A 15,800-nucleotide genomic window follows, 5' to 3' on the forward strand; every position below is an offset into this window, starting at 1 on the left:
AACAACTTTTAAATGGTGTTTAAAGGTTAAGAAATTATTGTAATTGTGAAATTTAATGATGGATTGTTTGTGAGGGATTACCTATGCGGCTGGCAAAAGGCGGCTTTTCTGGCTAGTATGTTGCGTTTTGTGATCGCGCGCACGGAAGCCTGCCCTAACCTGCGAAGTGTTATGTCATTACCCGATTCTTCTTTACCCCATGAAGGCCATGTCGCCTCGGTGTTACGCTCTCCCCGGCTGCTGATGCGTGAAACGCTGGCGGGCGTGATTACTGCCCTGGCGCTTATTCCTGAAGTGATTTCGTTTTCTGTCGTGGCAGGGGTTGATCCTAAAGTCAGCCTGATTGCTTCCGTGGTGCTGTGTCTTGCCCTGTCCGTGCTCGGCGGCCGCCCGGCAATGGTCACGGCGGCAGCGGGTTCCGTGGCGCTGGTGATTGGCCCGATGGTGCATCAGCATGGCGTGCAGTACATTTTGCCGGCCGTTCTGCTGGCCGGGGCGATCCAGATCCTCTTCGGCGTGCTCGGTATGGCGCGACTGATGCGCTTTATTCCGCAGTCGGTGATGACCGGGTTTGTTAACGCGCTCGGTATTTTGATTTTCTTCGCCCAGGTTCCCCATTTCTGGAGCCGAAGCCCGCTGATTGTGGGCCTGTTCGTGCTGACGCTGCTGATCGTCCTCTGGGTGCCCCGCTATATCAAAAGTATCCCCGCGCCGCTTATTGCCATTGTGGTGTTAACCCTGTTTACCGTGACCACCGGGCAAATCCTGCCGACCGTGGGTGACGAAGGCACCATGAGCGGTGGCCTGCCCGGGCTGACGCAGCTGCTTGTCCCGCTGAACACCGATACGCTGAGCATTATCTGGCCATGCGCATTAAGCATTGCGTTTGTGGGCCTGCTGGAGTCGCTGCTGACGGCAAAACTGGTGGATGAGCTGACGGCGACCCCGTCCGGCAAGCGCCGCGAAAGCATTGGTCTGGGCATCGGTAACATTCTGGCCGGCTGGTATGGCGGTATCGCAGGCTGCGCCATGATTGGTCAAACCATCGTCAACGTGGAGATGGGCAAAGGCCGCAGCCGCATTTCCACTGTTGCGGCCGGTCTGGTGCTTCTGGTGCTGGTGACGGCGCTGAGTGAAGTGATGGCCAGCATCCCGATGGCCGTGCTGGCCGGGATTATGGCGATTGTCGCCGTCAAAACCTTCAGCTGGCATAGCCTGCAGCCCGCGACGGTGAAAAATGCCCCCCTTGCGGAAACGGTCGTGATGCTGGTGACCGTTGCAGCCACGGTATCAACCGGTAACCTGGCCATTGGCGTGCTGGGCGGGATTATCGTGATGGCACTCCTTCCCGCCCGAATTAAGCGTCGGGTTAAAGAAGAAAAAGCGTTGCCAGCCCAAGAAAAATAAAGAAGCCGCCCGTATCGGTGATGGCAGTGATCATCACGCTCGACCCCACTGCGGGGTCGCGCCCGAGTTTTGTCATCGTCAACGGGATGATGACGCCCATCATCGACGCAACCAGCAGGTTCAGCACCATCGCCAGCATCATCACGCCGCCTAATGCCATATCGTCGTACAGCCACCAGGTAATGCCGCCCATAATTCCGCCCCACACCAGGCCATTAATCAGCGCCACGCCCATCTCTCTGAAGATCAGGAAGGCAAAGTTACCCGGCTGAATGTTCTCCAGCGCCAGCGCGCGAACAATCATGGTGATGGTCTGGTTGCCGGTGTTGCCGCCTATCCCGGCCACAATCGGCATCAGCGAGGCTAACGCGACCAGCTGCGAAATGGTGTGTTCGAAGCCATCAATCACGCGGGAGGCGATAAACGCGGTACAGAGGTTAATGGCAAGCCAGGCCCAGCGGGTTTTGACCGCCTTGCCCACGGAGGCATGGACGTCATCTTCGGCGCTGATCCCACCAAGCGCACGCAGATCGTTATCGGTCTCTTCGTAGACCACGTCAACGATCTCATCGATTGTCAGACGTCCCATCAGCTTGCCGACCGAGTCCACGACCGCCGCACTCACGAGGTCGTCACGTTCGAAGGTACGCGCGGCTTTTTCCGCGTCATCCTCCGGCGAGAAGACCATCGGCTCGTTTTCCATGACCTCGCTCACCCGCCGCTGAGTGCTGTTGAGCAGGATCGTTTTCAGCTCCAGCTCACCAAGCAAGGTTTTATCCCGCGAGGTCACGAACAGTTTATCGGTGTTGTCGGGCATACTGCCCAGGCGGCGTAAATAGCGCTGCACCGTGCCGAGCGTGACGTCCGGGCGCACCGTGATGACGCCAAACTCCATAATTGCGCCAACGCTGTGTTTATCGTAGTGCATCACCTGGCGCACGCGCGCCCGCTCATCGGCAGGCAGCGAGGCCAGCAGTCGGCCGGTCAGGTTACGCGGCAGGTGTTGAACAAGGTAAATCTGCTCGTCGATATCCAGCGTTTGCAGGGCATCAAGAATATCCCGGTCGCTCATCTCATAGATAAGATCATCCCAGACGTTTTCCGACGCCTCCAGCAGCACCTGCCCGCGCTCGTGATCCTGCACCAGACGCCACAGGGCGTGACGCTCTTCCGAGGGAAGTGCTTCGAGGGTATCCGCCAGGTCGGGCGGAGGCAAATGGGCAACCAGTGCACCTACCTCAGCAATATCGTCGGCTAAAGTGCCGACATCATATTGCTCAGCCAGGGTCAGTTTTCCCAGTAACGCAGACGTGACCGCTTTATCGGTCGTGAGAAGCCAGATGAGACGCGCACGTTCCTGGTCACGCTGCCGGGCGCTGTTTTTCTTTAATACCGACATCAATCATAAATCCATGAAATGAGATGGCATTAAGCATAGCGCGGGGATATGTAAATAAGAATAAACAACGGGACGGGATGCATAAAAAAGCGGCACATCGGCCGCGATTTTATCCCCTCTCCCGGTCGGAGAGGGTCAGACGAGACATCAGGCCGTGCGCGCTACCGCATCACGAGACGCTGCATCGCGCTCCTCGCCGGTCAACTCGCTGAGCTTGCCGTCGCGCATCTCCAGCAGACGGTCGGCATGAATGAAGTAGTGATCGTCATGGCTGATGGCGAAAATAGTTTTGCCCATCGCCTTCATCAGCGGCAGTAACACCTGATAAAACTCGCGGCGGAAATGCGGGTCCTGGTCTGCCGCCCATTCATCAAGCAGGATGATGTCACGCTCTTCAGCCAATGCCAGCAGCAGCGCCACGCGCTTTTTCTGCCCCTTCGAGAGTTTCAGGTTCAGGATTTTACCGTCCTGAAGCTCAAGCTTATGGGACATCTGCAGTTGCCCAAGCCATTTCTCCACCAGCGCAGGGTTAGCCTGCTGCCCTTCCGGCCCCAGCAGGTGATCAAAGAGCCAGACATCGGTGAAGACTGCCGAGAAGAGCTTGCGATAATCCTCAGGTTTCTCCGCGCTCAGCGCTTTGCCATCCAGCAAAATCTCGCCCGATTGCGGCTGATATAAACCGGTGAGCAGCATCGCCAGCGTGGATTTCCCGCTACCGTTACCGCCAATCAGGAACAGCAGTTCGCCGCGATGAATCGTCAGGTTTACCGGTCCGACGGAAAAAGCGTTGTCCTGATAGCGGAACATGACGTTACGCAGTTCCAGGGTTTGCCAGTTCGGGAAGGCCTGCGGGCGTGGGAATTCGGCTTTAAACGGTGCGAGATCGAATTTATTGAGCTTGTTAAACGCCACCTGAGCGCTCAGCAACGTTGGCAATGCGCCCACGGCGGAGAGGAGCGGTGTACGTAAAAACAGCAGCGTCAGTGAATAGGTCGCCGCGACGTTGGTATCCGCCCATCCCAGACTGTTCGCCATCCAGAAGACCAGGCCAATGGCGCCCAACATCATAATGTTCGACCAGTTCACCGCGCTCAGGTGGAAGGTATCGGCGCGAATGATGTGATGCCGGTATTCGCGGGCATCGGGAATATAGAGATGGTTAAAGATATGCTCGGCACGCTCGCGATTCAGGGTCAGCTCTTTACGCCCTTCCAGCACGGTCTGGTAATCGTTATAGAGCTTATCCTCGGTTTCACGCAGCACCGCCATGTGTTTATAGACGCGCGACACCAGCAGAAAACCGCCCCAGATGGTGATAACAATCCACAGCGCAGTGACCGCCAGCATTTTTGTGGAGAGCCAGGCGAGATACGCCGCCGAACCAAAGGTCAAAATAATGCCCTGCACCAGCTCCGGCAGACGAACGAAGGCAATGGTAATGGCGCGCACGTCGCTGGTCAGCCCTGCCAGCAGGGAGGCACTTCCAAGCTGCTCAACGCGTTCTACCTGCGTGTCCAGAATACGCTTGATAAATTCACTGCGCAGACGGAAAACGAAATGGTGTCCCAGCGCCGTCAGCGCCAGCTGCGAGCCGAGCGTCACCGCCATCAACAGCAGTAGCAGGCCAAGAAACTCCGGCAGGACGGCGAGTGAGGTATCGACCATTTCAATCAAGCGCACGTTAATAAACGCGATCAGGCCGATACCTAACGCGGCGCTGGCGAGGCTTAACGCCATGACGGCAATGAAGGGCCAGCGATACTGACGCCAGACGAGGAGAAGTAGTTGCATGCAGGCAATCCGGGCAATAAAAATCAGCCAGCAGTTTAAACTGCCGGACGGTTACATCAAGAATAATTCTTATTTTTATTGGCCACGGGATGCCTGCCGGAACGTCAGGTTAAGACGGAACTCGCCGGTCTGAGGATGTACTCCCGGTTTGAGGGGCTGAATGCCGTGATAAAAAAGCCGCGATTCCCTGCCCCAAACCACCACATCACCGTGCTCCAGCATGAGCCGTTTCAGCGGATCGTTACGGCGTAATCCGCCAAACTGGAAGACCGCGGGCAGGCCTAAGGATACCGAGACGATCGGCGCGCGCAGATCGGGTTCATCCTTGTCCTGATGCAGCGAGAGCTTTGCCCCCACGGCGTAGCGGTTAATCAGACAGGCATCCGGGCGAAAGTCGGCATAGCCCGCTTCAACGGCGGCGTCATGGCAGAGCGCCCGAAAAACGTCAGGCATCGGCGGCCATGGCTGGCCGGTTACAGGATCGCCCGGGGCATATACATAGCCCTGCGCGTTTGTCGCCCAGCCCAGTTCTCCGCAGTTCGTCATCGCCACCGACATGGTGTACCCCCCGGGCGTCACCATGTGTCGAAACGGCGAGACCGCCGCCACCTCATCGATGCCGGCAAGCAGCGCCGCCGCGCGGGAAAGCGCAAAGCGGCGCAGGATCACCGCGCCGGGCGCAAGGGGCTCCTGCCAGGGTTCCGCATCTGCAAAAAGATCGAGCATTATCCCTCCGGGTTCTTTGCCTCACGTTTCAGTAACAACGCCTTTCGTTCTGTCCCCCAGCGGTAGCCCGAAAGCGCACCGTCGTGACGAACAACACGGTGGCAGGGGATGATAACGGCCAGTTTATTTGCGGCACAGGCTCCCGCCACCGCACGGACAGCGCCTGGGCTACCGATCGTCTGCGCCACCTGGCGATAACTTGCCGTTTCACCGCGGGGAATGTCACGAAGCGCCTGCCACACACGCTGCTGGAAAGCGGTGCCCCGAATATCCAGCGGAAGTGCCAGCGGCACGGTATGGTCATCGATAGCGCTAATCACCCGCTCAATACGCCGGGCGAATTCTCCTTCCAGCGTTTCTCGCTCTGCTTTGGGAAACAGCGTCAAAAGCTCCTCGGTTAATGTCGCATCGTCGTCACCCAGCAGAATCGCGCAGATCCCGCGCTCGCTTTCACCCACCAGGCAACGGCCTAACGAACACTCACCAATCGCATAACGCACCGCCACATCCCCTTTGCGGTACTGCTTCGCCGTCATGCCCAGCGCAGCGTTGGCTTGACGATAATAGCTGCTGCTGTCAGGAAACCCGGCGGCCAGCACGGCATCGGTAATTTTGTTCCCCTGCGCAAGCGCGGTACGCAGGCGTTGTACCCGCGCCGCCTGTTGCCAGGCTTTAGGCGTCATACCGGTAACGGACTTAAACAAGCGGTGGAAGTGGAAAGGACTCATGGCGACCTGCTGCGCCAGCATTTCCAGCGTTAACGCGGGATCGCGCTCCAGCAGACGGCAGGCATGTTCAACTTTTGCCAGCGTCTGTTCCTGCGGATCGCGTTTGTCCGGCTGACAGCGTTTACACGGGCGAAACCCTGCCTGAAGGGCATGATCTACATCGGGGTAGAAGCGGACATTTTTACGTAACGCGTGGCGGGCACGGCAGGACGGACGACAAACGATCCCCGTCGTTTGCACGGCAAAGACAAACTGATCGTCAGCACGCGGATCGCGAGCCAGCACGGCCAGCCAGCGATCGTCATCGGTAGTAAAGGTCGGGTTTTTCATCATCAGCTCCTCTTACAAGCATACATACAGCGTGCCCGAGTGCCACTGATTAAAAACCCGCAACCTTGCTTTTTAATTCTTATCACTTACCAGGAAGCTGTCGAACTGCGGCGAACTCCAGGTTTTGAAGCCATCAGCCTCTTTGGTGATCATATAGACAGCCAGTCCTTCCTGGCGGACCACCTCTTTGGCTTTCTCCGGACCGAGGACCATTAAACCGGTATCCCAGGCATCGGCTTCCAGCGCGGTGGGGGCAATGACCGTCACCGAGACCAGATTATGCGCGATTGGGCGACCGGTCTGCGGATCGATGACATGCGAAATCCGCTTCCCGTCGAGCTCATAATAGTTACGGTAACTCCCGGAGGTGCTGATACCGTGGCCGTTGATATCCACAATCGCCTGTACGGCGTTTTGCTGGTCGGTCGGTTTTTGAATCGCCACCCGCCACGGATTACCGCTGGCATTCATGCCGCGGCTGACTAACGCACCGCCCACGGACACCAGGTAACGTGAAATACCTTCCTGGGCCATCAGCGCGGCCAGATGATCTGCCGCATACCCTTCCCCTACCGTCGACAGATCAACAAACAGATCGGGAATATCTTTTTGCAGGTACTGTTGTCCGTACTGGTTGATCACCGTCAGGTGCTGCAACCCTGTCCGGGCCCGGGCGTCATCTATCGCCGCCTGGTCAGGCGTGGTGACAGGCTGCTTGTTCGGGCCAAACCCCCACAGGTTAACCAGCGGCCCCACGGTCACGTCCATCGCGCCGTTGGTCTTGTAGCCCACGCGCATTGATTCGGTCACGATATCGGCCATTGCTTCGCTCACCGGCCACAGGGAAGTGCTGGTGGAGAGGTTAAAGCGCATCAGCGCAGAGTCATTTTTGTAGGTCGAAAGAAGCTGATCGTCGGCGTCCAGCTGCGACTGAATTTTGCTGCGAAGCTCTTCAGCGCGTGTCTTATCGAGATTCATCACGCTGACACGCCAGAATGTGCCCATCGTTTTGCCTTCCAGCACCGTCGCCGCGGGAGCATCCGTTTTGGCCACAGGCGTGGAAGAGTCACATGCTGTCAGGAAAAAAAGTATAGCCAGGAAGCTGGCGCGTAAAAAAGTCATGTCCATTCATTATTATCCTCATGCCAGGGCGGCAAGAGTACACCAAAAGGGTGAATTGTAAGAACCGAAAAGGCACGAAAAAGGGGCCATAAGGCCCCCTTTGTCACACGATGAAGCGATTAGAACTGGTAAACCAGACCCAGCGCTACGATATCATCAGTACCGATACCCGCCTGACGGGTGAATTCATTTTCATCAACCAGGTTGATTTTGTAATCAACGTAGGTGGACATGTTTTTGTTGAAGTAGTAAGTCGCACCAACATCAACATATTTCAGCAGATCCTGATCGCCGTAACCTTCGATGTCTTTACCTTTGGACTGCAGGTAAGCCACGGATGGACGCAGACCGAAGTCGAACTGGTACTGAGCAACCACTTCGAAGTTCTGTGCTTTGTTAGCAAAGCCGTAAATGTCGCTGCTGCTCTGAGAGTTACCAAAACGGGTTGCGTTATAGGTCTGAGAGTACTGCGCCGCCAGGTAGATGTTGTTGGCGTCGTATTTCAGGCCACCAGAGTAAACTTCAGCACGATCGCCTTCGCCTTTCAGCGCCAGGTTAGTGGTGTCGTTCTGGTCAGCAGTACGTTTAGAAGAAGACATCGCACCACCGATGCTGAAGCCTTCGCCCAGGTTGTAGGTCACAGACGCGCCGTAACCGTCACCGTTCTGTTTCAGGGTGCTACGACCGGAATCGTTTTCACCGCTTACGCTGCCGTTTTTACCCTGATACTGCAGAGCAAAGTTCAGGCCATCAACCAGACCGAAGAAGTCCTGGTTACGGTAGGTTGCTACGCCGTTAGCACGGGATTGCAGGAAGTTGTCTGCACCGTAGGTGTCGCCGCCAAATTCTGGCAGAACGTCAGTCCAGGACGTTACGTCGTAGATCACACCGTAGTTACGACCATAATCGAAAGAACCCGCGTCAGCGAATTTCAGACCCGCAAACGCCACACGCGTCCAGGACTGGTTGTCGCTTTCAGAGGTGTTGCCCTGAATCTGGTATTCCCACTGGCCGTAACCGGTCAGCTGATCGTTAACCTGGGTTTCGCCTTTGAAGCCAAGACGCATGTAAGTCTGGTCGCCATCATTGCTCTTGTCGTCAGAGAAATAGTGCAGACCATCAACTTTGCCGTACAGATCTAATTTGTTGCCATCTTTGTTATAAATTTCAGCCGCATTTGCTGCGCCTGCCACCAGCAGAGCTGGTACCAGGAGGGACAGTACTTTAACTTTCATTTTATTAACCCTCTGTTATATGCCTTATAATTGCCACTGCTTACTGATTAACCCTCATTAACCAGTCGGCAATTTCATTCTCCGCAAAATTACAGAATAATCCAACGGGAATATGATACGAAAACTTTGAAAATGTTTCATTTCACGATAAACATGTTTCCAAATGTAAATATCAAGGAACTTTTACAAAGCACAGAGAGCTTAAGAATTTAGCACTTATCATCAAGCGAGAAGAAAAAACATTTAAATTCAGTAAACTACATTAAAAATATTTACAGCACTGAATGACAAAACAAGATCGGCCGTTATCTCTAAAATAACTCTCGCTATCATCATTAACTTTATTTATTACCGTCATTCAGATTTGAATGTCTGTTTATCCCTAATTCTACCGAATGCCTGGCATTCGGTTTTTTTTTACCTTTCTTTACGTAGCATGCGTTTTTTTGTGCTACCGCACTGAAATTGTAACGACTATTAACTAAATTCGTTTCCTCTCTCCTCGAGAACCGCGTCATTACTGCAAATCTCAATTTCTTGTTAATTCGTGCTATTTACCGGTATGTATCGTTTTTTATTTGTACACGCTCACTCGCTTTGTACATGTTTCATGCAATGGCGTTCTCCGATATTGTCAGTCGAAAAAGTGGCGGGTTCAAAGAGCGTGACGCTGGAAATTCAGGTATTACCCTTTATACTGCCCTATCGCCATAGAGCACGACCATTACGGGTTAAAGATATCAATGAGTCAGACTGAAACTACCGCTCCGAGCAAATTCTCCCTCTTACCCGGGAGCATCACCCGTTTCTTTCTTCTTTTGATCGTTGTGCTGCTAGTCACAATGGGGGTTATGGTTCAGAGCGCGGTTAACGCCTGGCTGAAGGACAAGAGCTATCAGGTTGTTGATATCACCCACGCCGTCCACAAGCGCATTGATACCTGGCGCTATGCAACCTGGCAGATTTACGACAACATCGCGGCCGCGCCGGCAACCTCCTCCGGAGACGGGCTTCAGGAGACTCGCCTGAAGCAGGACGTCTATTATCTGGAAAAACCACAGCGCAAAACCGAAGCGCTGATCTTCGGCTCTCATGACAGCGCGACGCTTGAGATGACCCAGCGCATCTCAACCTATCTTGATACCCTTTGGGGTGCCGAGACGGTGCCGTGGTCGATGTACTATTTGAACGGTCAGGACAACAGCATGATCCTGATCTCAACCCTGCCGCTAAAAGATCTCTCTTCCGGTTTCAAAGAGACGACTGTGGGCACCATTGTCGATTCCCGCCGGGCAGAAATGCTGCAGCAGGCGAACGCCCTTGATGAACGTGAGAGCTTCTCATCTCTGCGCCGCCTCGCCTGGCAGAATGGCCATTACTTTACGCTGCGTACCACCTTTAACCAGCCAGGCCATCTGGCAACGGTAGTGGCCTTTGATTTGCCTATCAATGACTTGATTCCACCGGATATGCCGCTCGACAGCTTCCGTCTGGAGCCGGACAGCAGCACTCAGAATATGCGTGCCGCATCGGATAAAGAGGCCGCAGAGAGCGTATCGATCTCCTTTAACGGCTCGAAAATCGAAATTGCCTCTTCGCTGAACTCAACCGGTATGCGTCTGGTGTGGCAAGTGCCGTTCGGCACCCTGCTGCTTGATACGCTGCAAAATATCCTGCTGCCCCTGCTGCTGAATATCGGCCTGCTGGCGCTGGCGCTGTTTGGCTACAGCACGTTCCGCTTCCAGTCAGGGCGTCAAAGCGATGCCGCTCCGGTCCCGGCAGGAACCAGTAACGAACTGCGCGTGTTGCGCGCGCTGAATGAAGAGATTATTTCCGTGCTGCCGCTTGGGGTGCTGGTTCACGATCAGGAAGCCAACCGTACGGTGATGAGCAATAAAATTGCTGACCACCTGCTGCCTCATCTCAATCTGCAGAACATCACCGCTATGGCGGATCAACATCAGGGCGTGATTCAGGCCACCATTAATAACGAGCTGTATGAGATCCGACAGTTCCGCAGCCAGATCGCCTCCCGCACGCAGATCTTCATCATCCGCGATCAGGATCGTGAAGTGCTGGTGAATAAAAAGCTCAAGCAGGCACAACGTCTGTATGAGAAAAACCAGCAGGGGCGCGCTGCCTTTATGCAAAATATTGGTGATGCCTTCAAGAAGCCGTTAAAAATGCTGGCGACCCAGGCGGCGGCGCTGAATACATCGGAAAGTCATCAGCTTGCCTGCCAGGCCGACTCGCTGGTGCGCATGGTAGATGAGATCCAGCTGGCGAATATGCTCGAAAATGATTTCTGGAAAGGAACGCCGACCCTCTTCTCTATCCAGAATCTGATCGATGAAGTGGTGCCTGAGGTCCTGCCCGTGATTAAGCGCAAAGGGCTGCAGCTGCTGATCAATAACCATTTACCGGCGAATGATGAACGTCACGGCGATCGCGAAGCGCTGCGTCGCATTCTGCTGATGATTATTCAGTACGCCGTCACCACCACCCAGATCGGCAAGATCACCCTGGAAGTCAGTACCGACGAGTCGGCTGAAGATCGCCTGACGTTCCGTATCCTGGATACCGGGGAAGGCGTAACGACAAGTGAAATCGATAATCTGCATTTCCCGTTCCTGAATGACACCCAGAGCGATCATTACGGCAAGGCCAATGCCCTGACCTTCTGGCTGTGCGATCAGCTGGCACGTAAGCTCGGTGGCCATCTGAATATCAAGGCCCGCGAATCACTTGGCACGCGTTACTCACTGCACGTTAAAATGGCGGCGAATCCACAGGAAGAAGACGAAGAACGCCTGCTGGATGATGTGGTCGTGATGGTGGATGTGACCTCGAATGAGATCCGCAATATTGTGGTTCGTCAGTTAGAAAACTGGGGCGCGGCCTGCATAACGCCGGATGAAAGACTCTCAAGTCAAGAATTTGATCTGTTTTTAACTGATAATCCGTCTAATCTTACTGCCTCCGGCTTGCTTTTAAGCGATGATGAGCCAGGCGTGCGAAAAATCGGCCCAGGCCAGCTGCGCGTCAACTTTAATATAAGCAATGCGATGCAGGAAGCTGTACTACAACTAATAGAAGAGCAACTGGCGCAGGAAGAGATAGCGGAATCACCGTTAGGCGGCAATGAAAATGCCGAGCTTCACGCCAGCGGATACTATTCACTCTTTGTTGATACAGTACCAGATGATGTTAAGCGGTTGTATACTGAGTCCGCTGCGAATGATTTTGCAGCGCTGGCACAGACAGCACACCGGCTTAAAGGGGTGTTTGCCATGCTTAATCTGGTTCCCGGCAAGCAGTTATGTGAAACGCTGGAACATCTAATTCGTGAGAAAGATGCCTCTGGCATTGAAAAATACATCAGCGACATTGACGCCTACGTCAAAAGCTTGCTGTAGCAAGGTAGCCTTATACATGAACAATATGAACGTAATTATTGCCGATGACCATCCGATTGTACTGTTCGGTATTCGCAAATCACTTGAACAGATCGAGTGGGTGAATGTAGTCGGTGAATTTGAAGACTCTACAGCACTGATCAATAACCTCCCAAAGCTTGATGCGCATGTGCTCATCACCGATCTCTCCATGCCTGGGGACAAATACGGTGATGGGATCACACTCATCAAATATATCAAACGTCACTTCCCGGACATTTCGATCATTGTTCTGACCATGAACAACAACCCGGCCATTCTCAGCGCCGTGCTGGATCTGGATATCGAAGGGATTGTGCTGAAACAGGGTGCGCCGACCGATCTGCCAAAAGCGCTCGCAGCTCTGCAGAAAGGCAAGAAGTTCACGCCTGAAAGCGTCTCTCGTTTGCTGGAAAAAATCAGCGCCGGTGGCTATGGCGACAAACGCCTGTCTCCGAAAGAGAGCGAAGTTCTGCGCCTGTTCGCCGAAGGTTTCCTGGTCACCGAGATTGCCAAGAAGCTGAACCGCAGTATTAAAACCATCAGTAGCCAGAAGAAATCAGCAATGATGAAACTGGGTGTGGATAACGATATTGCGCTGCTGAACTATCTCTCCTCCGTTACGCTGAGCGCGTCGGATAAGGATTGATGTTTACCGGGTGTGCGGCCTGATGGCCTCACCTCCCCCCCCTCCCGGCGTGTGAGGGAAACAACAAAAAAGGCCCTGACGGGCCTTTTTTTATTCTCTCGCTTTTCTGACCCGCTCCGCATACACGGAAATCGTCTGTTTCAGGACGTCCAGCGTTACCGGTTTCGACAGACAACTGTCCATCCCTGACTCCAGACAGCGCTGTTTCTCTTCCGCCAGCGCATTCGCCGTCACGCCCACGACCGGCAACGTCAGGCCAAGCTGGCGTATACGCTGCGTCAGACGGTAGCCATCCATATTCGGCATGTTGACGTCGCTAAGAACGATATCAATGTGGTTTTTACTCAGCACGTTCAGCGCATCCACGCCGTCATTGGCGGTTTTGCACTGATAGCCAAGCGAACCCAGCTGGTCTGCCAGCAGGCGACGGTTAATCGGATGGTCATCCACCACCAGAATCATCATATCGTCATTCAGCGATGCCAGCGCATCCGGTGACGGCAATTCCGTCGCCCCATCGCTATCTTCCAGCTGCACGCTGTAGATACGTGCCAGCAGGCTCATGAGCTCATGCGGCGTCGCCACGCTGTGCACCCATTCACCCGGAGCTCGTTCGACCGGAATACCGATATGGCGACGGCAGAAGTGAACCACCCCTCTGCCCTGCCAGGGTTGTTCCAGCACCTCGTCGGTGATCAGCACGTCGTCGACATCCGGCGTTTGCCCTTCATAGCGGGACACGCGCACGCCGCTGTGGGTAAGAAGCGCCGTCAGGTAATCATTTAGTGAGGCATTGTGTACTGCCAGCCAGCAGCGCTTATCGCTCAGGCCGTCCACCACCGCTTTTGCCGGGTACTGGGCAGAATAGAGCGGAATGCGGATAGTAAACTGGCTGCCCATGCCTGGCTCGGTATCAACGGAGATATCGCCGTCCATCATGCTCACGAGCTTCTCACAGATCGCCAGACCCAACCCGGTCCCCTGGAAGTTACGCTGTACGCCGGTACCGACCTGGAAGAACGGGTCAAACAGACGCACCACTTCCTTCGCCGGGATACCCACGCCGGTATCACGCACGCGAATACTCAGGTAGTCCCCTGCCCGACACACGTGCAACACAATGCAGCCGATATCGGTAAATTTAATGGCGTTACTGAGCAGGTTAGAAATGACCTGCTGCAGACGCATCGGATCGCCATGCAGCGTCAGCGGCACGTCCGGCTCAATAAAGCAGTAGAGGCCCAGCTGTTTACGCACCACCAGCGGCAGATAGTTGGCGCTGATGTGGTTCATCACCTCGCGCGGAGAGAACTCCCGCGGCTCAATTTTCAGCTGCTCCGACTCAATTTTGGAGAAATCGAGAATATCGCTGATGATTTTCAGCAGCAGGCTGGAGGAGTTATTCATCGCCGTCACCAGGCGATCGACCCCTTTCGGCAGCTCTTTGGTCTGGAGAAGATCAAGGTTACCGATAATCCCGTACAGCGGGGTACGCAACTCGTGGCTGACGGTGGCAAGGAACATGGATTTCGACTGGCTGGCCTGCTCGGCGGCCTGCGCCATCTCCTGCAACGACTCTTCCATCTTCACACGCGCCGAGACGTCTACCAGGACGCAAATTGCCACGTTCTCATTACGATAGCGGGAGTGCACAAAGCTGATTTGCAGGTTCGTGTGCGTGCTGGTCAGCACGTCAACGAAGTTCACCTGCTGGCCACAGATAATCTGCGTCAGCCTCTGTCGGTCCTCATGCGTCAGCATGTTCAGGTAGTTATGCGCCAGCTCGTTACTGAGGATATTGGTCCCGTCCTGCGTGCGCAGGATGCAGATCCCCACCGGCGCCGAGGCGACAATCTTGCGGTTAAACTGCTCGTGCTCTTCCAGCCGCTGGGCGTCGCTTTCGGCGGGTATAAAGATTTTGCGCTCATACATTCGCGCCAGGGTAAACAGCGCCCCCCCGGCCAGCAGGTTCAGCAAAATCGCGTTCATGATAAGAATGCGGATCCGCTCAAGCACCATATCCACGGGCAGCGAATAGACAATACTCAGCGACGAAGGCGGCAAGCTCTTTTTAAGCACCAGCTCACGGAAGCCTGAGGTATAGCCAAACCACGACCGCTCCTGCATCCAGTGCGGATCGACGTTCAGTCGATTATCCGGACCGGCAAGTGAGATCAGGGTATGTCCGTTTTCATCCAGAATGGTCACGCCCATCGGCAGACTGCCCGGCGTGAAGAAGTTTTCCATGCGAATGGTCTGTTCAATCCCCAGCAGCGCCTGCAGACGATTGCCCAGATAGACCGGCGTGAGGGCGTAGAAATAGCCCACGCCCATGCGTGGCCCCTGGCTTATCCAGAAGATGTTATTCCCGCGCTCGTCCTGCGGCGCATTGCGATATTTCACAATACGTTCGTGCAGGCTTTTCAGCGCATCATCGCGCTCAACGGGCACATCGCGCAGGCCAAAGTCGGCCATGCAGAGATTTTCACTGCCAATCAGGAAGACGCGGTTCAGATCATAGGCGGCGGAAAAGTTGTCACGCCAGTAGCGCATAAACCAGGAGAGCGACTCCAGTGAACCACGCCAGGTGCTGCCCATCGCAGAGCAATCGGAATCCGGAAACAGCGGCTCGAAATTCGGTACTTCGGTTTTGTCATTACGCCCACGGATGGCAAGAATGCCGTTTTCCGCGGTCAGCCGATTCTCGGCAATGTACTTCAGCTCCTTCATCACGTCGGACGTTCGCTGAATATAGCGCTGGGCCTGATCGGAGCTTAAGTTAAACTCCTGGCGGATCTCCGCTTCTTTCTGATGAAGGGCGTTAACGATGTAAAACACCGACAATAATGCCACCAGCAACCAAAGCAAGAGCGCCAGCGCCCGAAACAGATAGCGAGAGACTTTCAGCGTGGTACGAAAGGAGACGAGGTATTTCAAAGGGGCGAGGCTCCGCCGTCGGGGTCAAAAAGAATGTGGTTA

The 15,800-nt window shown here is 54.7% G+C and carries 10 protein-coding genes; 3 read left to right on the forward strand and 7 right to left on the reverse strand.

The window, feature by feature from the left end:
* Positions 1-117: 117 nt before the first annotated feature.
* Entirely contained in the window at positions 118-1,407 is a 1,290-nt protein-coding gene (locus L462_RS12200) for a SulP family inorganic anion transporter (RefSeq protein WP_032669916.1), read from the forward strand.
* Here L462_RS12200 and mgtE read toward each other — a convergent pair.
* The 6 genes from mgtE to L462_RS12170 form a co-directional block, all read right to left on the reverse strand.
* A complete protein-coding gene (gene mgtE, locus L462_RS12195) occupies positions 1,370-2,806 on the reverse strand; it encodes a magnesium transporter (RefSeq protein WP_032678593.1) in 1,437 nt (478 codons plus the stop codon). The genes L462_RS12200 and mgtE overlap by 38 nt on opposite strands.
* Before the next feature lie 147 nt (positions 2,807-2,953).
* Positions 2,954-4,597, reverse strand: coding sequence for a multidrug ABC transporter permease/ATP-binding protein (locus L462_RS12190; RefSeq protein WP_014170954.1), 1,644 nt, complete (start codon positions 4,595-4,597; stop codon positions 2,954-2,956).
* Positions 4,598-4,672: 75 nt separating this feature from the next.
* On the reverse strand, positions 4,673-5,323 hold the full coding sequence (alkB, locus tag L462_RS12185; protein WP_020883168.1) for a DNA oxidative demethylase AlkB: 651 nt from the start codon (positions 5,321-5,323) through the stop codon (positions 4,673-4,675).
* Entirely contained in the window at positions 5,323-6,381 is a 1,059-nt protein-coding gene (gene ada, locus L462_RS12180) for a bifunctional DNA-binding transcriptional regulator/O6-methylguanine-DNA methyltransferase Ada (RefSeq protein ID WP_032678594.1), read from the reverse strand. The genes alkB and ada overlap by 1 nt, the downstream gene beginning before the upstream one ends.
* A 72-nt stretch (positions 6,382-6,453) precedes the next feature.
* Complete coding sequence (gene apbE, locus L462_RS12175) at positions 6,454-7,509, reverse strand: FAD:protein FMN transferase ApbE (protein WP_032678595.1); 1,056 nt, start codon at positions 7,507-7,509, stop codon at positions 6,454-6,456.
* A 113-nt stretch (positions 7,510-7,622) separates the two neighbouring features.
* Positions 7,623-8,738, reverse strand: a complete 1,116-nt coding sequence (locus L462_RS12170; protein WP_014170959.1) for a porin OmpC — start codon at positions 8,736-8,738, stop codon at positions 7,623-7,625.
* A 743-nt stretch (positions 8,739-9,481) separates the two neighbouring features.
* Between L462_RS12170 and rcsD the strand changes: the two genes are divergently transcribed.
* Positions 9,482-12,154, forward strand: a complete 2,673-nt coding sequence (rcsD, locus tag L462_RS12165; RefSeq protein WP_032678596.1) for a phosphotransferase RcsD — start codon at positions 9,482-9,484, stop codon at positions 12,152-12,154.
* A gap of 16 nt (positions 12,155-12,170) precedes the next feature.
* The gene (gene rcsB / locus L462_RS12160; protein WP_006176468.1) at positions 12,171-12,821 is read left to right on the forward strand and encodes a response regulator transcription factor RcsB; all 651 of its coding nucleotides are present in this window, start codon (positions 12,171-12,173) and stop codon (positions 12,819-12,821) included.
* Positions 12,822-12,911: 90 nt separating this feature from the next.
* On the opposite strand, the gene rcsC is transcribed toward rcsB, so the two are convergent.
* On the reverse strand, positions 12,912-15,758 hold the full coding sequence (gene rcsC, locus L462_RS12155; RefSeq protein WP_032678597.1) for a two-component system sensor histidine kinase RcsC: 2,847 nt from the start codon (positions 15,756-15,758) through the stop codon (positions 12,912-12,914).
* Positions 15,759-15,800 lie beyond the last annotated feature (42 nt).

It is taken from the genome of Enterobacter sp. BIDMC 26 (genome assembly GCF_000534435.1).
GTDB classification, from domain to species: Bacteria; Pseudomonadota; Gammaproteobacteria; order Enterobacterales; family Enterobacteriaceae; genus Enterobacter; species Enterobacter ludwigii.